The following is a 24,379-nucleotide window of genomic DNA, read 5'->3' on the forward strand; positions in this document are numbered from 1 at the left end:
CCGACTAAACGAGCGAATGTTTCATAGCAGGCATTAAAATACAGCGCATTTCTCGCCGGCAATGAAGTAATTATCAGGTCAGGATTAATTTCGAAAGGACGTCCCGATGCTGCTCCTGAACAAACACGCCGACTATCGCAAGCCGCTCGAAACCGTCGACGCCGAGATTCTGGGGGTCGAAGCCGCCAAGACGGTCGAGCACTTCCTGCATCATCGCGAAGACTACAAGCCAACTCCTCTGGTCTCGCTGCCGGACCTTGCACACGAGATTGGGATCGGTTCGATCCTGGTAAAGGATGAAGGCCATCGCCTCGGCCTCGGCAGCTTCAAAGCACTCGGCGGTTCCTATGCCGTGATTAAGCTTGTACTGGAGGAAGCTTCGCAGCGTCTCGGCCGCGAAGTCGGTGTGGCGGAGCTTCACAGCGACGATGTGAGATCCATCGCATCGAAAATGACGGTCGCCTGCGCGACGGACGGCAACCATGGGCGTTCCGTCGCCATGGGCGCGCAGCTCGTTGGCGCCAAATGCTCGATCTTCGTTCATTCGGGCGTCAGCAAGGAGCGCATCGACGCAATCGCCCGTTTCGGCGCAGACATGGTCCGCGTCGACGGCAACTATGATGACTCCGTCCGGGAAGCCGCCCGCGTGGCGGAGGAAAACAACTGGATCACAGTCTCCGACACGTCATGGCCCGGCTACGAGCGCATTCCAGGCTTCGTCATGCAGGGCTACACCGCGCTGCTGACCGAGGCGCTCCGCCATATGCCGGAGCCGCCGACCCATGCTTTTGTGCAGGCAGGCGTGGGCGGCATCGCCGCTACGGTTGCTGGCCACTTCTCCGTCCTTTTTGGCGACAATCGCCCCTTCTTCGTCGTCGTCGATCCCTCCCGCGCAGCCTGCATCTTCGAGACAGCCCGCGCCGGACATTTGGTCAAGGTCGATCATGGCGAAGCCACCGTGATGGCGATGCTGGAGTGCTACGAGCCGTCGCTGGTGGCATGGCGGATCCTGTCGCATGCTGCGGATGCATTTATGACGGTTGACGACCCCGACGCGATCGATGCGATGAAGCTTTTTGCAAACCCTAGGGGATCAGACCCGGCGGTCGTTGCCGGCGAGAGCGGCGGCGTTGGCCTCGCCGGCCTTTTGAAGCTTGCTGCCGACAAGGAACTGCGGGCGAAGATCGGCCTTGATGCGCAGTCCCGCGTCTTCCTCATCAACACCGAGGGCGCGACCGATCCCGTTCTCTACGAGAAGTTTGTCGGCGCAACGCCGGCAGACATTGCAGCGAAGAACGCCGGCCAAAGCGCAAGAAAGGAAAAGGTGGCCTGATGAGCGAGATTTCCGTCAACTCCGAACGGCTGCTCGACCGAATCATGGAACTCGGCGACATCGGTCGTGGCGGTGACGGCCGGCTAGTCCGTCTCGCAGCTTCGGATACAGAAAAGCTTGGACGCGACAAGTTCGTCTCGTGGATCGAGCAGGCTGGATTGGACGTCGCCATCGACCGCATCGGCAACATATTCGGTATCTGGAAGCCCACTGCCGTTTCCGACGAGCCACCGCTCATGCTCGGATCGCACATCGATACCGTCATCAACGCGGGCATCTATGACGGATGTTATGGCGTTCTATCGGGTCTCGAGGTGATCGAAACGCTTATCGCGGCGGGCTTCCAGCCGTCGCGCCCGATCGTGGTCGCCGCTTTCACCAACGAGGAAGGCGTTCGCTACGCCCCCGACATGATGGGGTCGCTTGTCTATGCGGGCGGCCTCGATGTCGACACGGCTCTTGCAACGGTCGGAACAGACGGCACGAAGCTTGGCGAGGAGCTGCGGCGCATCGGCTACGACGGAGAGCATGAACCAGGCTTCATCCGGCCGCATGCCTATATCGAGCTGCATATCGAACAAGGTCCGGTTCTCGAGCGCGAAGGCATCCAGATCGGAGCCGTCGAGAACCTGCAGGGCATTTCCTGGCAGCGGGTGACCATCAGCGGCGACGCGAACCACGCGGGAACGACGCCTATCTCCATGCGCCGCGATGCCGGACATGCCGCCGCGCTGGTCATCACGTTCCTGCGCGAGCGGGCCAAGAATTCGAACACTCCGATGGTAGCGACGGTCGGCTGCATGAGCTTCGAGCCGAATGCGATCAACGTCATCCCGTCCCGCGCGACATTCACGGTGGATCTTCGCGATCCGGACGAGGATCGGCTCAAGCAAGAGGAAGCAGCCCTTGAAGCCTACCTTGCGCAGGTGGCGAAGGAGGAAGGCGTGTCTGTCGAGGTCGAGCGCCTCGCCCGCTTTCAGCCGGTGACGTTCGACGGCAAGATCGTCGAGCTGATCGAGAAAGCAGCAACCGAGCGCGGACACACGGTCCGCCGCATGACCTCGGGCGCAGGCCATGACGCGCAAATGATCGCCCGGATTGCTCCCTCGGCCATGATCTTCGTGCCGAGCCTTGGCGGCATCAGCCATAATCCCAAGGAAAAGACACCGGACGAGGATCTTGTCGCTGGAGCCAACATGCTTCTCGACGTTGTAAAGCAAATTGCGGGCGGAGGACTCTGAAATGGCTATCGACATCGATGCATTGAAGAAAGAAATGACGGCGTGGCGACGCGACCTGCACGCCCACCCCGAGTTCGGATTCGAGGAGAAGCGCACTTCGGCCTTCATTGCAGCCAAGCTGCGCGAGTTCGGCCTCGATGATGTGGCGGAAGGCGTCGGAGGAACGGGTGTCGTGGGCACGCTGAAGCGCGGATCCGGCAACCGCTCGGTCGCGCTGCGTGCCGATATGGACGCGCTGCGAATTCCCGAACAGGGCGATCTTCCCTACAGGTCGTCGAACCCGGGAATCATGCACGCTTGCGGCCATGACGGCCACACCACCATGCTTCGAGGAGCCGCCAAGCTGCTCGCCGAGGACGGTGGCTTCGACGGAACCGTCCGCTTCATCTTTCAGCCCGCCGAGGAATGGGGCCGCGGCGCACTCGCCATGCTCGGAGACGGATTGATGGAGCGCTTCCCCTTCGAAGAGATCTACGGCATTCATAATATGCCAGGCCTGCCCGTCGGCACGTTCGAAACCCGGCCCGGCGCAATCATGTCGGCCGAGGACAATTTCGAGATCAAGCTAACCGGGATCGGCGGCCATGCCGCGCGTCCCCACTGGGGTAACGAGGTTCTCGTCGCGGCCTGCGCCATCGTCACGAACCTGCAGACGATCGTCTCGCGCCGCCTCAGCCCTACGGATACCTCCGTGGTTTCCGTCACCGAACTCATCACCGACGGAACCCGAAACGCGCTGCCGGGAGAGGCCAGGATCCTGGGTGACGCACGAAGCTTCCGTTCGGAGGTCAGCGCCGAAATCGAGAAGCAGATGCGCATAATCGCGCAGGGAACCGCTCTCGCCTATAACGTCTCGGCCGAAGTGACCTATACCCGGGAATTCGTTCCGCTCCTCAACGATCCCGATCTGGTCGAGGAGACTTTCGCCGCCGCTCACAGTTTTCTCCCGGAGAAAAACGTTCGCGTGGCACCGGAGCCGATGACGGGAAGCGAGGACTTCGCGCACTTTTTGAAGCATGCGCCCGGCGTGTTCGTCTTCCTCGGCAACGGGGATTCTGCACCGCTGCACAATCCTCGCTACGACTTCTGCGACGACGGTCTGATCCATGGGACGAACTTCCACACCGCGATCGTCCGTCGCAGGCTTTCCCTGTCTTGATATAGAAAAGTGGGCCTCGCGGCCCACTCATTCATCCCAGCCAGTTCGGAGGGCTGACCGCTACTTGCGGGCAGCCGCTGACGCTTCCGTCAAAACTCCTCCCACCCAGCAACGGCTGCTGCCGCCGTGGCTTGTCCACGAAAGGCACCTGTCAGCTTCTGCTTGAGTGCGCGCGCCGGCGAAGGCACCGGTCGGCTTTCGGCGGTGACGGCGCGTGGCGCCGCTTGACCCATGTCGAGCTTGAAGCGAGCGATCAGCCGGGCAAGGCTGGCAGCCTCCTCGGCGAGGCGGCCGGTGGCGGCGGTCGATTCCTCCACCATGGCGGCGTTCTGCTGTGTCACCTGATCCATCGCGTTGACGGCGGTGCTGACCTCATGAAGGCCCGTCGATTGTTCCTTCGCGGCCGTGGCGATCGAGTGCACATGCTCGTTGATCTTGGCGACATGCCCCTGGATCAGGCCAAGGGCATCCCCCGTAGCTGTCACCAATTTGACACCCGAGGTGACCTCATCGCCGGAGCGGTTGATCAGCCCCTTAATGTCCTTTGCCGCATTGGCCGAGCGTTGTGCCAGTTCCCGCACTTCCTGGGCGACGACGGCAAAACCCTTGCCGGCCTCGCCGGCACGCGCGGCTTCAACACCGGCGTTGAGTGCTAGGAGATTCGTCTGGAAAGCGATCTCGTCGATGACGTTGATGATCTGGCTGATCTCGCCCGAGGCCTGCTCAATCCGTCCCATCGCAGAGACTGCTTGCTTGACGACAGCGCTTGACTGCTCGGTGCTCCTGCGCGCCTCGTCCACCATATGACTGGCCTCAACTGCGCGTTCGGTCGAGCTTTTCACGGCGACGGTGATTTCTTCCAGAGCCGAGGAGGTTTCCTCCAGCGCGGCGGCCTGCTGCTCGGTGCGCTTGGAAAGATCCCCCGACGCCAGGCGCATTTCGCCGGCACCGCCATTGATCGTATCGATGGCGGCACGAACCTCGCCGAGTACGGAGCGAAGGTTGTCCATGGTCGCGTTGACGTTGGACTGAAGCTCTCCGAAAGCGCCCTGGAACTCTCCGCGCATGTTCTCCCGGATATCCCCGTCGGCAAGCGCCGCGATGACGCGGCGGGTCTCGGCAACACCACGATCAACGGAGGCGACCAGTTCGTTGACCTGCGCCGCGAAGCGGTTGAGGTCGGCGTTGTCGTAGTCTTTGGTGATGCGCTGCGTGAAGTCACCGGCCACCGCCGCCGATACGACTTCGCCGATGCTCGATTGCAGGTCGGCGCTTTTCGCCTGGAGCGCCGCCTCCTGGGCGTTCATCTCCCGCACCTTGATGCCATTCTGCTTGAATACCTCGACGGCACGGGCCATCTCACCAATTTCGTCGTGCCGGGCGGCGAAGGGGACATTCGTATCAAGATTGCCCTCGGCAAGAACGCTCATGCTTTCGGTAATCTGGCCAATCGGCCTTGCGATCACCCGAGCACCGAACATGACAGCGCCGATCAGCACAACAACAGCCAGCGCCCCGATGCCGAGATTGAGGCGTAGAGCTAAGGCTGCCGTTTCGGTTGCATCCTCCTCGGCCCGTGTCGCCATCGTCTTCGCCGAGTCCACCCCTTCGTCGAGAAGGTTAGACCCCTCGGTCGCTATTGACAGCAGCTTAGCCTGAACTTCCCTTTCCTTAGCCTCAAGCGCGGGGTCGGTCGTTTTGACCTGTAGTTCGGCCGCGATGACCTTTGCCATTTCATTGGTCGTTGAAAACAAAGTATCGACCGCTGCCTTGATTGCCGCAATCCGATCTCTGTTGACCTGCAGCCGCAACCCGCCAAGCGCGTCATCCAAATATTTCACGAGGGACGCCTTGTGGGTGCCGATATGTTCGACGGCGCTGGCAGCTTCATCCGTCGAGGTCGCAAGGCGCAAATCGCGCACATCGACTTGCATTCCACGCAACGATGCCTTTGCGTCAACCAGATCCCGCGAAATGATCAACTGATCCCTTTGATAAGCGGCGCGTTCTTTAACGAGTTGGCCACTTTGCCAAGCCGTGACCAGCATGACCGCGACCAAGAAAATGCCGACGCCGGAAAGCATAGTCAGTTTGGTGCTAATTCGCGAAAAGATACTCGTCGTCATTGTTCCAGTTCCTCCATAGTAGAAACAGGAAAACGTCATATCCCCTGCTGAATTTTAGAAAGCGTGATCGACTTCATTCGACCGCGGTATAGGCGTCCGGCTTTCGAGACTACCTTTCCTTCGAAGGTGGGATTTCGTCGGCCCTGTCCAACTAACGTTCTGTAACGATTAATAAAAAGTTTTGCATTTGATGCAACTTAAAGCTTAGCTGCGCAAATGGGATAACAGGGACATGAAATGGATAATGCGAAAAGACCGCGGAGGCTTGGAAAGCTCCCAGCCACCTGCTTTTCGTTGTCCCAGTGACGTTGGCTCTCATCCACGCGAACTGCATGGTAGCCCAAGCTCAAACTGCCGCATTAGCCGCAAACTGAGATAACTTCTCTCTCAGCCCGGTTTCGGCCTGTTTCCCGAATGAACGCTTATTAGAGCAATCGCGACATTGCTCCGGTCTGCATCGCATTGCGCAGAATAAGAGGGAGAATGCCCCCTGACCGGAGAATATCGACCTCAGCGTTGGTCTCGATCGCGGCGGTTGCCGAGAGGCTTATTTTTTGTCCTGTCGATCGCTTCACGACAACGCCGACCTCGCAACGTGGCTCAAGGCGCGTTGGATCGGCAGAGATCTCCACCAGATCTTCCGCCGCAAACGCCAGCTCGGCAGGGCCAAAAGCCTCCGGCAATCGAAGCGGCAGGATGCCCATTCCAATCAGGTTCCATCTATGGATACGCTCGAAGCTCAAGGCGAGAACCGCCCTTACCCCCAGCAGTGAAACACCCTTCGCAGCCCAATCGCGCGACGATCCCATACCGTATCGCTCGCCCGCAACGACCACGACCGATCGATCTTCCGCAGCATAGCGCTGCGCGGCGGCCCAGAGAGACAAGATCTCACCCGAAGGGGCATGAATGGTCGATCCGGGCGGAATATCCGCTCCGATCAAGTTGCTGACCGTCTTGTTCGTGAACAGGCCGCGGATCATGGCTTGCCAATTGCCGCGACGCGACGAGAACACGTTGAGGTCCGCCGGGTTCTCTCCCCTCTCGATGAGATAGCGCCCCGCGTCGCTCTTCGCCTCAACAGCGCCGGCGGGGGAGATATGGTCGGTCGTTATGTCGTCGCCGACGACCAGAATAGGATGGGCCTGATAGTTACCCAGCAACGTGCCCTTGCCGAAGCTCGCAAAAGGCGGCCGGCGGATGTAGGTCGATTTCTCATCCCAGGGAAAGATAATCGTGGTCGGCGCATCGAGGTCTCGCCATGCCTTGCTGGCCTCGGCCTTCTCGTAGGCGGGGGCGAAGTCACCGATGTCAGAGGCCTGCGCCACGGCCGCATCGATCTCGGACGCCTTTGGCCACACCATCGAAAGCGTCACCGGTGTCCCTTCACGGGAGTAGCCGATCGGATCCGTCAGTATATTGAGCTCGACGGTGCCGGCCAGCGCAAAGGCGACGACCATCGGTGGGGAAGCGAGGAAGCCTGCTTCGAGCTGAGGATGCACGCGGCCGGGGAAATTCCTGTTTCCGGAAAGCACAGCTACGGGCAGAATATCGCGCTCTGCCATGGCCTTTGCGATGGGCTCTGTCAGGGGACCGGAATTGCCGATACATGTCGTGCAGCCGTAGCCGACGATCCCGAAACCCACGGCTTCGAGATCTTCAAGCAGGCCGGCTCGCTGAAGATAGCGCTCGGCGGTCGGGGATCCCGGCGCCAGCGATGTCTTCACCCAATGAGGCGGACGCAGTCCGTAGGCGCGCGCCTTGCGCGCAAGGAGCCCGGCGGCGGCGAGCAGGCGCGGATCGGAGGTGTTGGTGCAGCTCGTGATCGCGGCAATCGCGACGGCGCCGCTGTTCGGCTGCCCTTCGACATCGGCCGACGGCTTCTTCATGCCGGCAATGGCCGGCGCCGTTTCGCTGACGGGAATGCGATCCTGCGGACGCCGGGGACCCGCAAGGCTCGGTTCGACGCTGGAGAGATCGATTTCAAGGGTGGATGTATATCGAGGCTCCGAGGATGGATCGAACCAGAGCCCCACGCGCTTGGCATAGTGCTCGACGAAATCGGCGTGATCCTCACTGCGTCCGGTCGCCCTCAGATATTGAATCGTATGGCCGTCGATCGGAAAATAGCCGCTATTGCCGCCGAATTCCGGCGTCATGTTTGCAACGACTGTGCGGTCGCCCGCCGTCAACGTCGACACGCCCGGCCCATAGAACTCGACGAACTTGTCCTGAAGGTCGATCTGACGCAGCAGATGGGTGACGACCAGCGCGAGATCGGTCGCAAGCACGCCCTCCCGCAGGCCGCCGATCAGGCGTACGCCGACGACATCCGGCACACGGAGCGTCACCGGCATGCCGAAGAAGACGCTTTCGGCCTCCAGGCCGCCGACACCCCAGGCAAGCACGCCGATACCATTGATCATCGGAGTATGACTGTCCGTTCCGATTAAGGTATCCGGCATGGCCCAGCGCCTGCCGTCTTTCTGCTGGTGGGTCACGACCGTTGCGAGCCGCTCCAGATTGAGGGTGTGCATGATACCGGTGCCGGGCGGATGGACCCGGAAGCCGGTGAGGGTGTTGGTCGCCCATTTCATGAAGCTATAGCGCTCGGCATTGCGCTCATATTCGCGCTGCATGTTGCGCTCGAGCGAAGCCGAGCTTCCGAACGCATCGACGGCAACCGAATGATCGGTCGAGACATCGACTGGCACCACGGGATTGAGCAGGGCCGGATTACCGCCGGCCTCCGCCAATGCGGACCGCATGCCCGCAATATCCACCAGTGCCGGCCCGCAGGTCGTGTCATGCATGAGGACACGGTTCGGCAAGAACGGGATTTCCACCTCGCTCCTGCCCTCATCGAGCCAGGCAATGATCGCCGATTTGGCGCGCGCGGCGTCATCTCCCCCTGTCCGGAGCACGTTTTCCAGCAGGATGCGATGGATATAGGGCATCCGCTCGAGCTTCGGACCGGCCTCCTTCGGCAGGTCAATGATATCGTACCGGACGCCATCTACGGCGAATTTGCCGACCGTCGTCATGCTCATGCTCTGAAACCCTGCTTCACGATTTGGGCGATCTGGCCCGCGCGATATTGAATTGCCCAGACGGCCCCACGCCCTCTGCGGTCTCCGCATTGGAGACACGCATGAACCAGGTCATCAGGAAGGACAGCAACAGAAGTGCCGCGAGGAACATGAGCCCGCCGAGGGCGCTGCCTGTCCATGTCTTGGCTGCACCCATTGCGTATGGGCCGACGAAGCCGCCGAGATTGCCGATGGAATTGATGGCGGCAATCGAGACCGCGGCGGTCGATCGGGTCAGGAACAGGCCGGGCAGCGACCAGAACGGCGACTTGAAGGCATAGATTCCGGCGAGCGCCACGGAGATCAGCGCGATAGCAATATAGGGATCGTGGGTTAGCCCCGTCGCCGCCAATGCGATGCCTGCAATCAGCAGCGGGGCCGCCGTATGCTTCTGGCGCTCGCCGGTGCGATCCGAGCTCCGCGACCACAACACCATGGCGATGGTAGCGACGGCATAGGGGACCATGGCGACGAGGCCGATCTGGAAATGGCTGAGATTGCCACCGAAGCTCTGGATGATCTGTGGCATCCACAGGCCAATACCGAGATTGCCGACCTGATAGATGAAATAGATGGCGGACAGGAACAGCACTTTCGGGTTCGAGATCGCCTGCCAGAGACCAAGATGTTTGACGTTCTTGCGATTGGCATGATCGGCGGTAAGCGCTTTCGTCAGCCAGTCCCGCTCCTCCTCGGTCAGCCATTTCGCCTTTTCGGGGCGGTCCGTCATGTAGAAATAGTTGAAGATGCCGGCGGCAACTGCAGGGACGCCTTCAAGGATCAGCATCCATCGCCAACCAGAAAGACCGAAGCCGCTGACATTGTCCATGATCCAGGTGCTAAGCGGCGCGCCCATAAGATAGGAAACGGGAATGGCGGCGGTGAAGAATGCCACAGTCGTCGCCTGCTCTTTCGAGCGGAACCAGTAGGTCAGATAGATGATAATGCCTGGGAAGAAGCCGGCTTCGGCAACGCCCAGAAGAAAGCGCAGGATATAAAGCTGCATGGCGCTTTGAGCGAAGCCGGTCAGCACCGCGACCGCACCCCAGGTCAGCAGAATGCGTGAAATCCAGATACGCGATCCGTATCTCTGCAAGGCGATGTTGCTCGGCACTTCGAAGAGGAAATAGCCGATGAAGAAGATACCGCCGGCAAAGCCGAAGGCTTCGGCAGACAGCGCCAGATCCTTGTTCATCTGCAGTGCCGCGTAACCGAGGTTCGCGCGATCCAGATACGAGATGATGTAGAGCAGAAACGTATAGGGGACGATCCTCCAGAAGACCTTTCGCATCGTGGCCTTTTCTAGTCCGCTTGTCGCAGCATCGGTCATTGCTACCTCCCAGAAGCAGTGATGGTGATACCCGGGCATGTCCGAGCACATGCGAGCTTATTTACACAATATGATTATAAAATGCAATTGCCGTGAAGTGTAAATAGCGATATTGATGGTAAGCACATCAATTCGCGCGAGGATTTCTGGTATGGACGGGGAAAAGGTGAGGATCGCCTATATCGGTGCACGCACGACGAAGGCCCGCAACGCGCGTGGCAACGGTCTGAACGTCTACCGGCTCGGGCAGGATCTGAGCTGGGAGCATCGGCAATTGGTGGAGATGGAAAACCCCTCCTTCTTCGCCTTCGATCGGACAGGCCGTTTCCTCTACACCGTTCACGGCGATTCCGACCGCGTGAGCGCTTTCTCCATCGACCCATCTTCTGGCCACCTGTCCTTCCTGAACGAGCAATCGACCGAGGGCCGCAACCCCGTCCATCTCTCGTTCGACCACTCGAACCAGTTTCGGATCGTCGCGAACCATGTGACCTCCTCGCTCGCCGTGCTCCGGCGCCTGGATGACGGACGGCTTGGCCCGGTCGAGAGCCTGACCGTGATCGAAGGAAAGCTTGGGCCTCACCGCGTCGAGCAACCCTTCGCCAAGCCCCATCAGGTCCAGTTCGACCCGTCGGGAAAATGGATCGTGGTGCCGGATAAGGGCCTGGATGCGATATTCGTCTATCGTCTGGACCGCGCCTCCGGCACGTTGATCAAGGTGGCATCCTGCGAGACCCGCGAAGGCGCCGGCCCACGCCATATTGCCTTTCACCCCGAAGGCCGCCTCGCCTACGTCATCAACGAGCTGGACTGCAGCGTGGCCGCGTATCGCTTCGATCCGGCGACGGGAGGCATCGCACCATTCCAGATCCTTTCGTCGCTTGCTGACTGCTTCACCGGCAACAGCCGCGGCGCCGAGATTGCGGTTTCTGCCGATGGCCGCTTCGTCTATGCGTCCAATCGCGGCAGCGACACGATTGCGGGTTTTGCGATTGGAGAGGATGGGCGCATGACATCCGTCGGCTCATGGACGACGGCCGGAAAGACGCCACGCTTTTTCACGCTTCTTTGCGAAGGCGATGTCCTACTTGCCGCTAACGAGGACACCGATACGGTGGTCGCCATCGGCCTCGACAAAAGCTCCGGCACACTGTCGCCGCCGTCGAGCGTCCTTACCGTCGGTAGCCCGGTCTGCATCCTTCTCAAGGATCTAGATCAGACCTGAGGCGTCTTGATGCGGCTCGCACCCATGATGTGGGTATAAAGGAATGCCGCCGCCTCGTTGCGGCGACCGTCTTCGATCAGGTCGAGGATATGCAGATGCTCGGTCGTCTGTCTCGGCAGCCGGCTTCTGTCGATCGTGATATGATATTCGATCAGCCGGCGCAGGCGGTTTATGCGCCTGATCGCATCGAGAAAGAATTCGTTGTGCGAGCAAGCGACGAGCATCTCGTGAAACTCGTTGTTCGCCTTGAAAATCTCAGCGCGCGACCAGGTTTCATACCCACCCTGGCCAAGTTCCGTCTGGATCTGACGCGCGCGTCTGAACCCTTCAGGATCTGGCTCGAAGCTTGGCAGCAGCATGGCCTGCTGCTCGATGACGGCACGGAACGTGTAGCCATCCTGATAGCTCTGCCTAGACGTCAAGGTTTGCCGGAAGGACCAACCGTTGCCGGGCAGCCGCTCGACCCAACCCTCATCCGCAATCCGATGCAGGATCTTAAGCAAACGGCTTCGCGGCAGATCGTAATGGCGCATCATCTCGCTTTCGCTGACGCGCTCCTCGAGCTTGCCGGAAAAGCGATCCTCGGCGATCCGGAAATAGATGGCTTCGTCACCATCGCTGTCTTTGGGACTCTCCGGCCTGCCGGCATCCAGGCTCTCGCCGTCAACCGCCAGAAAGTAGCCTCGATTCGGCTCGGCACGGACGATGCCACGGCCCTCCAGGCTCCGAAGCGCGCTCATGATCGGCGCGCGCGAGACGCGGAATGCATCGGCCAGCATCTGAAGAGGCAGATGCTGGCCCTCGCGCATTCCGTTCGCTTTCACGAACTCGATGATATTGCCGCTGATCTGCGATGTGAGGCTGCTTCTCGCCATGGCTTCCGATTCATTGCTTCTCTTGCGGTTTTTCTATCACCGCATGAAACATCAAGACAGCCCCGTCGATATCCGAACCAAGCCTGCCTACCTGGCGTTCTTGACGAATTCGGTCGTGTAGGTCTTCGAAAGATCGATCTGCTTGCCTTTGACGTTCTTGGAGAATTCCGAGAGAACCGTCAGGACGGTTTCCGGGCCTCCCTTGGGCATCATTCCGTCAGGTGTGAACATGCCCTTGCTTACCTCAAGCGCTTTGACATAGCCGTCCTTGTCGCCGACATAGAAATCCTTCGGCATCTTATCAGCGATCTCCGCGGCAGAGTGCGTGTCGATGTATCGCATTGTTTTTACAAAGGCGTTGACCAATTTCTGGACTTCCTCCTTGTGCGAGTCGACCCAGGAACTTTCCATGTACAGCGAAGCAAATGGATAAACTCCGCCGAGCGCCGCTCGTGTCGATTCGACGGTGCGAAGGTCCACCAGCACCTTGGCTTCGTTTGTCTTCAGCAGCCGTGATACGGTCGGCTCGGTGGTCATTCCAGCCTGGATCTGGTCCTGCTGCATGGCTGCGATGAAGGTCGAGCCTGCACCGACCGGAACAGTCGTCACATCGCCTGTCTTCAATCCAGCCTTCGATGCCATGTAAAGCGTCAGAAAATTGGTGGATGAGCCGAGGCCGGTTACCCCGAGTGCCTTTCCTTTGAAGTCGGCAGGCGATTTGATTTCCGGATGTTTCGTCGAAACTAGCTCTACTTCGCCGGGAACCTGCTGCAATTGGACGACCGACTCGACGAACTTGCCCTTGGATTGCAAATCCACGCAATGGTCGTAAGAGCCGATAACACCCTGAACGGCGCCCGCAAGTAGCTGATTTTCCGCATCAACTCCAGCCGACTCATTCAGCAGTTCGACATCGAGCCCTTCGTCCTTGAAATAGCCGAGGGCTTCGGTGAGCTTGGCGGGCAGGTAGATCTGCTTTTCATACCCACCCACCATGATTGAAATCTTCTCGGCAGCTTTGGCTGTTGTGCCCATGGCTCCCGTCGCAATTGCCACGCAGATAGCTGCGGTCGAAAAATAGAGACCTGCTGAACGCATGAATTCCTCCTCCTTAGTGCAATAAATCGCTTGAGTGACCGTCTGTGCGCCCGATGACGCGACACAGAAACGGACACCAAACGAGCCTCGGCCTCAGGGTGCCGGCAGGCCTCCACCTCTCCCAAATGGTCTCGGCGCCGACGGTCAGCCCTTCATCCTCCGATGAGAGACTAGCCACGTTTGAAGGAATGCACAATTGCATTTTATAATTATATTATTCTTTTTTTGGAAACTGCTTCCCGCAAGCTGAATCGGGATTGAGAACGCCAGCGACAGCGGTCCGGCGTCCTCATTGCTGCATCACTCCTTCGTCTTGCCCTCAAAATGCATGACGTCGCCGAGCGGCACGTACTTCTGGCCGTCGAACTGATAGAGCTGCAGCGCTTCGGTCGGGAAAATGTCGCTGCCTTCCTTGGTGGTCATGGTAATGCCGTTCAGGAGAAGGGGATTTTTCCAGCCGTCCATATTCTGCACGACCTTCATCAGTTCCTCGCGCGTCGGGCTCTTGAGCTTCTCAAGCGCCTGGATCAGGGAATCGCCGATGGCGTAGCCGGTCTGACCAATCGTGTTTGCGAAATTGAAGTTTACCTTGGCCGCGGAGATGGCGGAAAGATAACGATCAACGCCCTCGTCGCCCGACGGCTTGTCGCTGATGATGGGCTTGAGGTAGTCCGACGTAATGATGCCCTTGGCATTGTCCAGTCCGACCGACTGGAGAACCGGATAAGCCGACGAAAGGTTCGTCACCAGGGTCAAAGGCTTCCAGCCGCTTTCGGATTGAAAGCGGATCGCCTCGCCGCCCTGGCGGGGTGCTGCGATGATGACGAGGGTGTCAGCACCGGACGCTTTCAGCGTCGAGAGCTGAGTTTCAACGGTTGGATCTTGGGAGGTGACAGGCTGTCGGTCCAATACCTTGATGTGGGAGCCCTCGATTGAACGGTCGAACGCCTTCATGAAGGTCTGGCCGGTCTCGGTGTTTAGATAGAGAATGGCGACCTTCGCTTCGGGCTTATGCGCCTTCAGATATTCGGCAAACGAGTCCGCCTCAGTGGAGAAGGACGGGACGAAGCCGACCTCCCACTTCGGAGCATTCAAGGCAATCACCCCCGAATACATGAAGATATTCGGGATTTTCTTCTGGGTGATGTAGCGGCCGATCGCAAGGTTATTTGGCGTTGCGGCGGTGCCCACCAAGGCGAATACCTTTTCCTGTTCGACCATTTTACGGACGTTGGCCAGCGTGCGCTGGGGATCAAGCGAGTCGTCTTCGATAACCAGGTCGATTTTGCGCGTTTTTCCGTCGCCCATCTTAACGCCGCCTTCGGCGTTGGCCTGTTCGATGCGGGCGCGTATGCCTTCCGCGACGCCGCCGACAACAGCAACCGGCCCGGTCAGGGGGCCGGTAACGCCGATCTTCACCGAGTCGTCGGTTACCCCCGGCGTGGTCTCGGCTGCGCTGGCGTGGGTCGCAACGAGCAGCGCGGCCACGGCCAACTGCATTGTGCAGCCCTTCAGCTTGGAGACAAATCTCATATCAGTTCCTCCCATTGTTCGGTGGCAGGCCTCCTCAGCCCGCTGTTTTCCGAAAAATCATCGAAAGCCATTTTTCGATGAAGCCAGTAACGCCGTTGCGCGCGACCATCATGATCAGGATTAGCGCGAGGCCATAAATCAGGTTGCCGAGGCTGAGGTTGATGTCGGACGCCCACGTCGGAACGAAGACCATGAACAGCCCGCCGAGAAATGCCCCGACGATGCTCGTCACCCCGCCGACGATGCTACCGATCACGATGTTGATGGACAGGATCGCCAGGAACGACTCCGGGCTGACAAAACCGGTGACTATGGCGAACACGCCGCCGCCCATGCCCGCGAGTGCCGAGCTTCCCGCGAATGCCCACAATCGCGTGCGTGTCAGGTTCACACCGAGGGCTTCCGCGATCTGCGCATTGTCACGCTGGGCCCGCAGCGCCCGTCCGACATCGCCGAAAAGCATCAACGAAACCAGAAGAGCACCGATCCCCGCGCATCCCAGGCAAATAACGTAGAGCCATAGCTCCGGGCTGAGGGGAAGCCATTCCGGCGCTTCCGGAGCGTCGATCGGAAGGCCCGAAACCCCGCCGGTGAGGCTCCCCATTTTCAACACAAGCTGAGGGAAGGCAGCGGCAATGCCGAAGGTGACAATTGCCAACTGCAGGCCCTGAAGTCTCAGCGCCGGGAGGCCGATCGCTAGCCCGACCAAAACCGTCACTGCAGCCGAAACAGGAAGAGTGACGAGCGGAGGTACGCCGTAGGTCGCATTCAGGATCGCGGTCACATACGCGCCGACGCCGAAGAGAGCGCCCTGCGCGAGGCAGATTTGCCCCGCAAATCCCATCAGGAGATTCAGTCCAAGAATTGCGATTGCATAAGCGATCGCAACGCATATCTGCTGGTGCGCGTAGTCCGGGGCGACAAACGGAATCAGTATTGCGAGAAATGCGAACAGACCGAACTTGACCGCGGCCCGGCGGAATCCGTCACTCATAGTTTTGTCACCTTGTAGGAACCGAACAGGCCGACGGGCTTTACAAGCAGGATGGCCAACGTGAGGACGATGGGCACTGCGATGCGCATGTCAGCGCCGATGAAAGGGAGGTAGCTCGCGCCGAGGCTTTCGGCGACGCCGACCGCCAGACCGCCGACAATTGCGCCGAGGGGACTATCCCATCCGCCGAGAGTCGCGGCGGCGAGGCCGTAAAACAAAATCGGCGCCATCATTGTCGGGCTGAGGAAGAGACGCGGCGCAATCAGGATCGCCGCAAAAGCCCCGATGACCGCGGCAAAACCCCATCCCAGCATCAGCATGCGCTCGACGTCGACGCCGACGAGTACGCTGCGCGCCCGGTCGAAAGCCGCCGCACGCATGGACAACCCAAGTCTCGTGAAGCGAAAGATGAAACCGATGGCGGCCGCGATGCAGATCAGGATCGCCAGCGTGCCGACTGCGGACGCGAGCACGCGAACCTCCCCGAGACTGAAGCCGCCATCGGGAAACAGGCTTGGGAACGAGAGTTGTTCGGCTCCCCAGATCCACATGCACATGGCCTGGAAGAGCACGAATATTCCAAGCGTGACCACGACAACCGCCTCCACGGGCGCGCTCATCAATGGCCTGATCACGAGGCGGAATGTCGCGATGCCGATGCAGAATGCGACCGCCAGGCTCGCGAGCACGGCCAGCCACAGCGGAACGCCCCACTGCATCAACTGCCACGCGACGTAAGCGGAGAATGTCGCCATTTCGCCTTGGCCGAAATTCACGACATTCGTCGCCCGGAAAATGAGTACGAGCGCGAGCGCCAGTGCCGCGTAGATGGCACCCGTTGTTAGCCCGCTGACGACGAGCTGAAAGAAGAGACTCATCAGGCGACCCCCAGATATGATTTCTTGATGTCCTCATTGTTGATGAGGTCGCTCGCGGCGCCGCCGGCGACGATCTGCCCCGCCTCGATGACGAAGGCCTTATCCGCGTATTGCAGGGTGATATCGACGTTCTGCTCGACCACCAGCAGCGTCATTCCGTGGTCGCGGTGCAGCGTCTTGAATATCGCCAGGATCTCCTGCGTAATCGACGGCGCCAGGCCGAGCGATGGTTCATCGCACATCAGGAGTTTCGGACGGGACATGAGCGCACGGGCGACCGCGAGCATCTGCTGCTCGCCACCGCTTAAGTTTCCGGCTAACTGGTCGCGCCTTTCGCGCAGCCGCGGAAAGGTTTCATACCAACGCTCCTTGTCTTGCCTGATCTGAGACCGGCTGGAGATGATGGTGGCGCCGAGCTGAAGGTTTTCGTCCACCGTGAATTCCGAGAAGGTGCCTCGGCCCTGCGGGATCTGGGCGATGCCGAGGCCGAGCCGCTTTTGAGCTGCGATCCACTCCAGCGACCTTCCCGCGTAGAATATGGAACCCTTGAACGGCAGGAGGCCGGAAATGGCGCGCAACAGAGTGGTCTTTCCAGCTCCGTTCGACCCGAGAAGTGCCACGAACTCGCCCTCTTCGACCGCGAACGAACAGTCGAAGAGCGCTTGCGTTTTTCCGTAGAAAGCCGAGAGGTCTTTAATGTCGAGAAGCGTCATGCCGCCCTCCCCAGATAAGCGGAGACAACCGCGTCGTTCGACTTGATTTCACCCGGAGTGCCTTCGGCGAGATTACGGCCGAGATGGAAAACAACGATCCGATCGCACAGCCCCATCACCAGTCCCATGTGGTGTTCAATGAGGAGGATCGAGAGATTGCGGCTCTTTCTTACTTCGTCCAGCAGAGTGCCGAACTCGTTGACTTCGCCATGCGTCAACCCTCCCGCCGGTTCGTCGAGAAGCAATATCTTGGGGTCTGACGCGAGGGCGCGGGCAATCTCCATCCGCTTTTGCAGCGGATAGGGAAGCGCACCAGCTTTCCGAGCAGCCATATCGGCCATTCCCATCTCTTCGAGGATGGCCATCGACCTCTCGCGCACCGCCCGCTCATCGGCTCGCGATCGCAAAGGCGTCAGGATCGCCCGTGCGAACTTGCCCCCGAGTTCATGGTGGGCACCGAGCATGACATTTTCCAGAACCGTCATGGAGGCATAGATGCCGAGGTTCTGGAACGTTCGGGCGACGCCGAGGCCGATCATGTCCCGAACCCTCGAGCCTTCGATTGGCGTCCCATTCAAAACAATGGTGCCGCTGTCGTAGGCCACGAGACGAGTGATCGCGTTGAGAAAGGTGCTTTTGCCCGCGCCATTCGGTCCGATCAGGCCGCAGATCTCGCCCGAACGCACCGAGACCGAAACGTCGGTGAGCGCCTTGATACCGCCGAAGTGCACTGAAACGCCTCGCGCCTCAAGCACGAGACGAGCGTCCGCAATGCTGCTCATTTCCACTATTTCCTCCCTCCCTGAGCGGTCTCCCAGACGGCCTGTCCATTTCTATGATTGACAGCCATCCCCGCTTTGGATACCAATAAGTATCCGAAGACGTTTCGGTATGTCAAGCATCAATCGCATCTGGATTGGCTTGCCACGGAACGGCCTCAGAGTTGCCTGCCATCGGGTTGGAGTTGGGTGGCGGCAAGGTGATCGAATGCCTCGCTGACGGGGCGATGGGGAGGACATCCATGACAGGAAACAACACCGAACTGACGGGCGAGAATCTGTATCGAGATCCGTATCCGGTTTACGCGAGACTGCGCGCTGAAGAGCCAGTGGCCTTCTTCGAGGGGACGAAGGAATACTTCATCACCCGATTTGACGACTGCCGCACGATCGGCGGTCAGGACAAGATCTTCGGCCCTTCCGGATCGGCGGACCGCCCGGAGGCGCGCGTCATGGGCATGCCGAACGTACTGACCATGTCCGGCGAGGAGCACCAATGCCTTCGTCAGGGCATCGACGAAAACCTCACGCAGGAGCGTGTCCGGTCGTTTGTCGAAGGTCTGACGCGCCCCGTGGTGCAGCGTTACGTCGACGCGATCAAAGCCAAGGGAGAGGCGAACCTGACGGCCGAATTGTTCGAGCCGATCTCCGTGCGGTGCATCGGCGACGTTATCGGCCTCACGGAAACGCCGAACGAAACCCTCGTCGAGTGGTTCCACGCGATGGCTCTTGGCCTGCAGAATGTCAGCAACGACGCGGCGGTGTGGAAGCGACTGGACGACGCTCTTGCCGATATCGACAAGCAAATGGGCGACCTTTACCAAGTCTGCCTGTCGAAGCCCAACAACTCCCTCCTCAGCCATGTGATGTATGGCGGCATGCCGAAAGGCGAAGCGCGCAGTTGGGACGAGATTTCGCCGACCATGCGCGTCATTATCCTTGGCGGCCTTCAGGAACCCGGTCACGCGGCAGCGAATGCCTGCGCCGGTCTTCTTTCGAATCCCGAACAGGCGAAAGTCATGGCGGAGCAGCCGCAGGAAAACGCCATGCGCGCTTTCGATGAGGGATTGCGATGGATCGCTCCGATCGGCGTGACGCCGCGCATCGCCCGGGAGGATTTCGAGATCGCAGGGACGGTCATTCCTCAGGGAGCGTCGGTCGCGATCGTTATGGGCTCCGCCAACCGTGACGAGACCCGCTTCGAGGATGCCGACAAGTTCGACATGTTCCGCAAGAAGAAGCAGCACCTCTCGTTCGGCTTCCGTCCGCACTTCTGTTCGGGACATTTTCTGTCAAGGGCCATGGGCGAGATCGCACTTGCGGAAGTCTTCCGTCAGTTGCCCGAACTTCGGCTTGACGGATCGCGCGAAATCAAAGGCAAAGGCTGGCGATTCCGCGGTATTTCCGACCTCCCCGCGAAATGGAACGCGTGATGACACTCATCATAGACTGCCACGGCCACTTCACTACAGAGCCGCCAGAGCACCACGCCTTCCGCAAGGCCCAGGTCGCTTTCGCGGAAGGCACATCATCGGATCGCCCGGTCTATCCGGGCATCCCCGACAAACAGCTTCACGACATCATCGAGACCAATCAGCTCAAGATCCAGCGTGAGCGCGGCTCGCATGTCACGCTACTTAGCCCGCGCGCCTCCGGCATGGGGCACCATCTGCCGAACCTGCCGGTCGCGAAAGAATGGGCGCGCGTTTCGAACGACAATATCGGTCGGATCGTCGACATGTTCCCCGATAACTTCGCCGCGGTCTGCCAGCTTCCACAAACCGTAGACGGCGATCTTTCAGCGGTCATCGAGGAACTTGCGCGCTGCGTCGACAATGGCTTCGTCGGCTGCAACCTCAATCCCGATCCCTCAGGGGGGCGCTGGAGCGCGCCGCCGATCTACGATACCTGGTGGGATCCGCTTTGGGATGCGATGGTGGACCTTCAGGTACCCGCCATGATCCACGTCTCCGGGTCCTGCGAACGCTGCCTGCATACGACCGGGGCGCATTATATCAACGCCGACACCGCGGTTTTCATGCAGCTTATCCAGGGAGACCTCTTCGAGCGTCACCCCGACCTCAAGCTGATCATACCGCATGGCGGCGGGGCAGCGCCCTACCATTGGGGCCGGTATCGCGGTCTATCCATCATGCTCGAAAAGCCGGGCTTGGACACGCACCTCATGAACAACCTGTTTTTCGACACCTGCGTCTACCACCAGGCGGGCATCGATACGCTTTTCCGCGTCGTCGACACGAAGAACATCCTTTTCGGCTCGGAGCTGCTCGGTGCGGTCAAGGCAATCGATCCCGAGACCGGTCATCCCTTCGATGACACCAAGCGATACATCGACCAGCTCGACCTTCAGGAAGATGAGAGACGAGCGGTCTTCGAAGCAAATGCGCGGCGTGTGTACCCGCTGCTGGATAAACGACTCCAAGACCGCGGCCTGTGAACAGCCCGAAATCCATAGGGAGATTTCAAATGACCTCAACCCAGAAACTCAGCCTGGCCGGCGGAGCGCAAGGCTTCAACTGGCTACCGGTTTTTGTGGCGGAAGAACACGGTATTTTCGCCAGGCACGGGCTGTCGATCGAGTATATGAAGATGGGAACCGTCGACAAGGCCACCAGTGCCGTGTTGGACGGCGAGGCCAACCTCGCAATCACGCCTCCGGAAGGAGCCGTTTCAAACTTCGTGCAAGGCGGCGCACTCCGGGTGATCGCCTCGAACTCGAACAGATTGCCGATGTCCCTCGTGGCCCAGCCCTCCATCAACTCTATCCAGGACCTCCGGGGCAAGAAGGTCGGGACGTCTTCGCTGACCGAAGGCACCGCGATCTACACGCAGATGCTCCTGTCCAGGGGAGGACTGCGCTATCCCGGCGACTACGAGTTCGCACTCGCGGGCATTCACACGAAACGCTGGGAGGCGCTTCAATCCGGTGAAATCGACTGTGCCCCGCAACCAGCACCCTGGAATTTCCTCGCCGAAAGAGAAGGCTTCAATCTCATCGGCGAGATCAATGAAATCATCCCACAAATCGTCTTCGCGGCGGTCATCGGACGCACTGCCTGGCTGGAGACAAACCGCGACCTCGTGGTCCGCTTCCTCCGTGCACTGCGCGAAGCCCATGCGATCACCAACGATCCCGGCCGCGAGGACATCACGCTTCCGATTTTCCAGCGGATCACGACCAAGGACGACGCGGGCCTTGCGCTGCAGGGCTTCCGCTACATGCGCGACATGGGAATGTGGCCCGGCGATCTTTCGATACCACGGGAGGCGTGGGACACCACCGTCGACCTCATGATCCGCGCCAACCTGCTTGACGAAACCGCCCGATCGACGTCGGCGACCGCCTTCGATTCCAGCTTCCTGGAAGCATCGGCTTCCTAGCCAAAAGCGGGCCCAAACCCGCGCAGAACTCGCGGGTTCGGATTGACATTCTATTTAGAATTTGCATACTATTTGGTATCTAAAGAGGCATGTCCGCGCCAACGAGGGACACGCCCGGGAGGATTCTGGTGAGAGTAGTTACAAAGACGCCGCGGACCGACCGCGCGGTTTGCGAGGCCTTGGGCAAACTTGGCGTCGCCACGGTCCATGAAGCGCAAGGCCGGAAGGGCCTCCTGGCTTCGCATCTGCGGCCCGTAATCGAGGGCGCACGCATCGGCGGGACGGCCCTGACATGTGAAGTTCCGCCCGGTGACAACTGGATGATCCACGTCGCCCTCGAAATGGCCCAGCCCGGCGACATACTGGTGGTCGCGCCGACCTCCCCGTGCACCGACGGATACTTCGGCGATTTGCTCGCCACCTCATGCAAGGCGCGCGGAATCCTCGGCCTGGTCATCGATGCCGGCGTACGCGACATTGCCGATCTCCGGGCGATGAAGTTTCCAGTCTGGGCCAAGGCGATCTCAGCCCAAGGCACGGTGAAGGAGACCCTGGCGAACGTACAGGTTCCGATCGTGTGTGCCGGCGCAGCGATCGAGCCGGGCGACGTGATCATCGCGGACGACGACGGCGTGTGCGTGGTCAAACGCACCGAGGCGGAAGCGGTCCTTCAGAAAGCCCTTAAACGGCAGCAGATGGAGGACGAAAAGCGGGCGCTTTACGAGTCCGGCCAATTGAGCCTCGACATCAACAACATGCGTCCCCAGTTGAAAGCGAAAGGCCTGACCTATGAATAAGGGAGCAGACATCCGCATCCCGCGTCGGGTGGTCACGGGCCTTAAAGACGGCAAGTCGGTTTTCATCAGCGACGGTCCGACACCCAATGCCCATAGATACGACTCCGTACCCGGTCACCTGACATCTGTCGTCTACGCCACGCCGGCAAGGCCAAGCCTGCCGCAGGACCATGCCGAACAGGCGCCTCCGAAAATTCTGATCACGCCCGAACCGGGCGAGACGAAGCTCATGATCGTGGTTTTCCCACCGGATTCGGTCTTCGCTACCATCGATCCCGCGGCCGCGTTCGAGGAGCAGGCGGTACATATCCCCGGGCTGATCCAGGCGTTCGAGGCGGACGCGCCGGGCATGCACACCACGAACACTATCGACTATGACATCGTTCTCGATGGAGAAGTCTGGCTCGAACTCGATGACGGTGCGGAGACCCTCCTGAAACAAGGCGACATTGTCGTCCAGTGCGGCACGCGGCACGCATGGCGCAACAAAAGCGGCAAGCCCGCTACCATGTGCTTCGTTCTGATCGGCGCGGAAAGAGAGTGACGCCATGACACAGGACGCCCTCACAGGCACCTTCGATTGCATCATTGTCGGCGCGGGGCACGGCGGTTGCCAAACCGCGGCAGCGCTTCGTCAAGCCGGGTTCGAAGGAAGCATAGCCCTCATCGGTGCCGAACCAGAGGTGCCGTACGACCGACCGTCATTGTCGAAGGAGTATCTCGCCGGGAAGAAGACATTCGAGAGGATGCATCTGAGACCGCAGGATTTCTGGAGTTCTCGCAATGTGGAACTTCTGCTGAGCGCGCGCGTCGTCGCGGTCGATCCAATCGCAAAGACGGTTACCCTGGAAAATGGCGCACGCTATTCATATGGTAGCCTCGTCTGGGCCGCAGGCGGAGAGCCGCGAAAACTTTCCTGCCCAGGCAGCGAGTTGCCCGGCATCTTCTATATCCGCTCGAAGGCTGATTGCGACGCACTCCTGAACGTTCTTTCAGATGTCAGAAAGGTCGCAATCATCGGCGGCGGCTATGTGGGCCTCGAAGCGGCGGCCGTGTTTCGGGAGCTCGGCAAGGACGTCGTTCTTGTCGAAGCCCTTGACCGGGTCCTCGCCCGAGTGGCCGGAGAACCCATATCCCGCTTCTATGAGCGCGAACACCGGGACCACGGGGTAGATATCCGCCTGAATAGCGGCGTCAAAGCCATTGTCGGGCATGACAGCCATGTGAGTGGCCTGCTTCTGGAATCCGGCCAAGCAATTGAAGCCGACATCGTCGTGGTGGGCATCGGGATCGTTCCGTCTGCCGCCCCGCTTCTGGCTGCGGGAGCCGAAGGCAGCAACGGAGTGGATGTCGACGAACACTGCCGCACGTCGCTACCCCACATATATTGCGTCGGTGATTGCGCAAAACTCATCAATGGTGCGGGCATTAGGATCGAGTCCGTACAGAACGCCACCGACCAGGCGACGACAGCCGCGAAAGCCATTTGCGGCGACTATAAAGCCTATGATGCGCTGCCTTGGTTCTGGTCGAACCAATATGACCTGAAGCTCCAGACGGTCGGCCTCAATGTCGGCTACGACGCCGTCGTCCTACGAGGCGAGCCGGCAAGCCGCAGCTTCAGCCTGGTTTATCTAAAGAACGGAGCGGTGATCGCATTGGATTGCGTGAATTCGCCGCGAGATTACGTCCAGGGGCGGAAACTCGTCGAACACGCGGCCAAGCTCAGCAGCGACCGATTGGCTGATATCTCTAAACAACTCAAGGAATTGACCCTCGATACCAACTGACGGTCCGAGGTTTCTCA

20 protein-coding genes are annotated in these 24,379 nt (G+C 59.9%); 10 read left to right on the plus strand and 10 right to left on the minus strand.

Annotated features, from left to right (window positions below; translation table 11 throughout):
* Positions 1-106 precede the first annotated feature (106 nt).
* From QA648_RS28720 to QA648_RS28730, 3 genes are read left to right on the plus strand one after another with little or no spacing between them, the layout of a single operon-like run.
* A complete protein-coding gene (locus tag QA648_RS28720; protein WP_283052270.1) occupies positions 107-1,333 on the plus strand; it encodes a diaminopropionate ammonia-lyase in 1,227 nt (408 codons plus the stop codon).
* A complete protein-coding gene (locus tag QA648_RS28725; protein ID WP_283052271.1) occupies positions 1,333-2,574 on the plus strand; it encodes a Zn-dependent hydrolase in 1,242 nt (413 codons plus the stop codon). Before QA648_RS28720 ends, QA648_RS28725 begins: the two co-directional genes overlap by 1 nt.
* Before the next feature lies 1 nt (position 2,575).
* Complete coding sequence (locus tag QA648_RS28730) at positions 2,576-3,733, plus strand: M20 aminoacylase family protein (RefSeq protein ID WP_283052272.1); 1,158 nt, start codon at positions 2,576-2,578, stop codon at positions 3,731-3,733.
* Positions 3,734-3,822: 89 nt separating this feature from the next.
* On the opposite strand, the gene QA648_RS28735 is transcribed toward QA648_RS28730, so the two are convergent.
* The 3 genes from QA648_RS28735 to QA648_RS28745 form a co-directional block, all read right to left on the minus strand.
* Entirely contained in the window at positions 3,823-5,859 is a 2,037-nt protein-coding gene (locus tag QA648_RS28735) for a methyl-accepting chemotaxis protein (protein ID WP_283052273.1), read from the minus strand.
* Between the two features lie 425 nt (positions 5,860-6,284).
* Positions 6,285-8,903, minus strand: a complete 2,619-nt coding sequence (gene acnA / locus QA648_RS28740) for an aconitate hydratase AcnA (RefSeq protein ID WP_283054296.1) — start codon at positions 8,901-8,903, stop codon at positions 6,285-6,287.
* A 22-nt stretch (positions 8,904-8,925) separates the two neighbouring features.
* Positions 8,926-10,278 (minus strand): MFS transporter, encoded by a 1,353-nt coding sequence (locus QA648_RS28745; protein ID WP_283052274.1) that lies wholly within the window; start codon positions 10,276-10,278, stop codon positions 8,926-8,928.
* Between the two features lie 151 nt (positions 10,279-10,429).
* On the opposite strand from QA648_RS28745, the gene QA648_RS28750 reads away from it, so the two are divergent.
* A complete protein-coding gene (locus QA648_RS28750) occupies positions 10,430-11,503 on the plus strand; it encodes a lactonase family protein (protein WP_283052275.1) in 1,074 nt (357 codons plus the stop codon).
* Here the strand turns inward: QA648_RS28750 and QA648_RS28755 are convergent.
* The 7 genes from QA648_RS28755 to QA648_RS28785 form a co-directional block, all read right to left on the minus strand.
* Positions 11,494-12,378: a GntR family transcriptional regulator gene (locus QA648_RS28755; protein ID WP_283052276.1), complete on the minus strand. Its 885-nt coding sequence runs from the start codon at positions 12,376-12,378 to the stop codon at positions 11,494-11,496. The genes QA648_RS28750 and QA648_RS28755 overlap by 10 nt on opposite strands.
* 87 nt (positions 12,379-12,465) lie before the next feature.
* Complete coding sequence (locus QA648_RS28760) at positions 12,466-13,476, minus strand: ABC transporter substrate-binding protein (protein WP_260304343.1); 1,011 nt, start codon at positions 13,474-13,476, stop codon at positions 12,466-12,468.
* Positions 13,477-13,776: 300 nt separating this feature from the next.
* Positions 13,777-15,009, minus strand: coding sequence for an ABC transporter substrate-binding protein (locus tag QA648_RS28765; protein WP_283052277.1), 1,233 nt, complete (start codon positions 15,007-15,009; stop codon positions 13,777-13,779).
* Positions 15,010-15,043: 34 nt separating this feature from the next.
* Positions 15,044-16,003 carry a branched-chain amino acid ABC transporter permease gene (locus QA648_RS28770; protein ID WP_283052278.1) on the minus strand — a complete coding sequence of 320 codons (960 nt, stop codon included), beginning with the start codon at positions 16,001-16,003 and terminating at the stop codon, positions 15,044-15,046.
* Positions 16,000-16,881 (minus strand): branched-chain amino acid ABC transporter permease, encoded by an 882-nt coding sequence (locus QA648_RS28775; RefSeq protein ID WP_283052279.1) that lies wholly within the window; start codon positions 16,879-16,881, stop codon positions 16,000-16,002. The genes QA648_RS28770 and QA648_RS28775 overlap by 4 nt, the downstream gene beginning before the upstream one ends.
* The gene (locus tag QA648_RS28780) at positions 16,881-17,594 is read right to left on the minus strand and encodes an ABC transporter ATP-binding protein (protein WP_283052280.1); all 714 of its coding nucleotides are present in this window, start codon (positions 17,592-17,594) and stop codon (positions 16,881-16,883) included. Before QA648_RS28780 ends, QA648_RS28775 begins: the two co-directional genes overlap by 1 nt.
* Positions 17,591-18,376 carry an ABC transporter ATP-binding protein gene (locus QA648_RS28785; RefSeq protein WP_283052281.1) on the minus strand — a complete coding sequence of 262 codons (786 nt, stop codon included), beginning with the start codon at positions 18,374-18,376 and terminating at the stop codon, positions 17,591-17,593. Before QA648_RS28785 ends, QA648_RS28780 begins: the two co-directional genes overlap by 4 nt.
* Positions 18,377-18,615: 239 nt before the next feature.
* Between QA648_RS28785 and QA648_RS28790 the strand changes: the two genes are divergently transcribed.
* The 6 genes from QA648_RS28790 (at position 18,616) to QA648_RS28815 (ending at position 24,362) form a co-directional block, all read left to right on the plus strand.
* On the plus strand, positions 18,616-19,806 hold the full coding sequence (locus QA648_RS28790; RefSeq protein ID WP_283052282.1) for a cytochrome P450: 1,191 nt from the start codon (positions 18,616-18,618) through the stop codon (positions 19,804-19,806).
* The gene (locus tag QA648_RS28795) at positions 19,806-20,831 is read left to right on the plus strand and encodes an amidohydrolase family protein (protein ID WP_260304350.1); all 1,026 of its coding nucleotides are present in this window, start codon (positions 19,806-19,808) and stop codon (positions 20,829-20,831) included. Before QA648_RS28790 ends, QA648_RS28795 begins: the two co-directional genes overlap by 1 nt.
* A 29-nt stretch (positions 20,832-20,860) precedes the next feature.
* Complete coding sequence (locus QA648_RS28800) at positions 20,861-21,775, plus strand: ABC transporter substrate-binding protein (RefSeq protein WP_283052283.1); 915 nt, start codon at positions 20,861-20,863, stop codon at positions 21,773-21,775.
* Between the two features lie 89 nt (positions 21,776-21,864).
* The gene (locus QA648_RS28805) at positions 21,865-22,572 is read left to right on the plus strand and encodes a 4-carboxy-4-hydroxy-2-oxoadipate aldolase/oxaloacetate decarboxylase (RefSeq protein ID WP_283052284.1); all 708 of its coding nucleotides are present in this window, start codon (positions 21,865-21,867) and stop codon (positions 22,570-22,572) included.
* Positions 22,565-23,116 carry a cupin domain-containing protein gene (locus QA648_RS28810; RefSeq protein WP_283052285.1) on the plus strand — a complete coding sequence of 184 codons (552 nt, stop codon included), beginning with the start codon at positions 22,565-22,567 and terminating at the stop codon, positions 23,114-23,116. Before QA648_RS28805 ends, QA648_RS28810 begins: the two co-directional genes overlap by 8 nt.
* Positions 23,117-23,120: 4 nt before the next feature.
* Positions 23,121-24,362 carry an FAD-dependent oxidoreductase gene (locus tag QA648_RS28815; RefSeq protein WP_283052287.1) on the plus strand — a complete coding sequence of 414 codons (1,242 nt, stop codon included), beginning with the start codon at positions 23,121-23,123 and terminating at the stop codon, positions 24,360-24,362.
* Positions 24,363-24,379 lie beyond the last annotated feature (17 nt).

The sequence above is a fragment of the Rhizobium sp. CB3171 genome (assembly GCF_029714265.1).
In the GTDB taxonomy this organism is placed as follows: domain Bacteria; phylum Pseudomonadota; class Alphaproteobacteria; order Rhizobiales; family Rhizobiaceae; genus Rhizobium.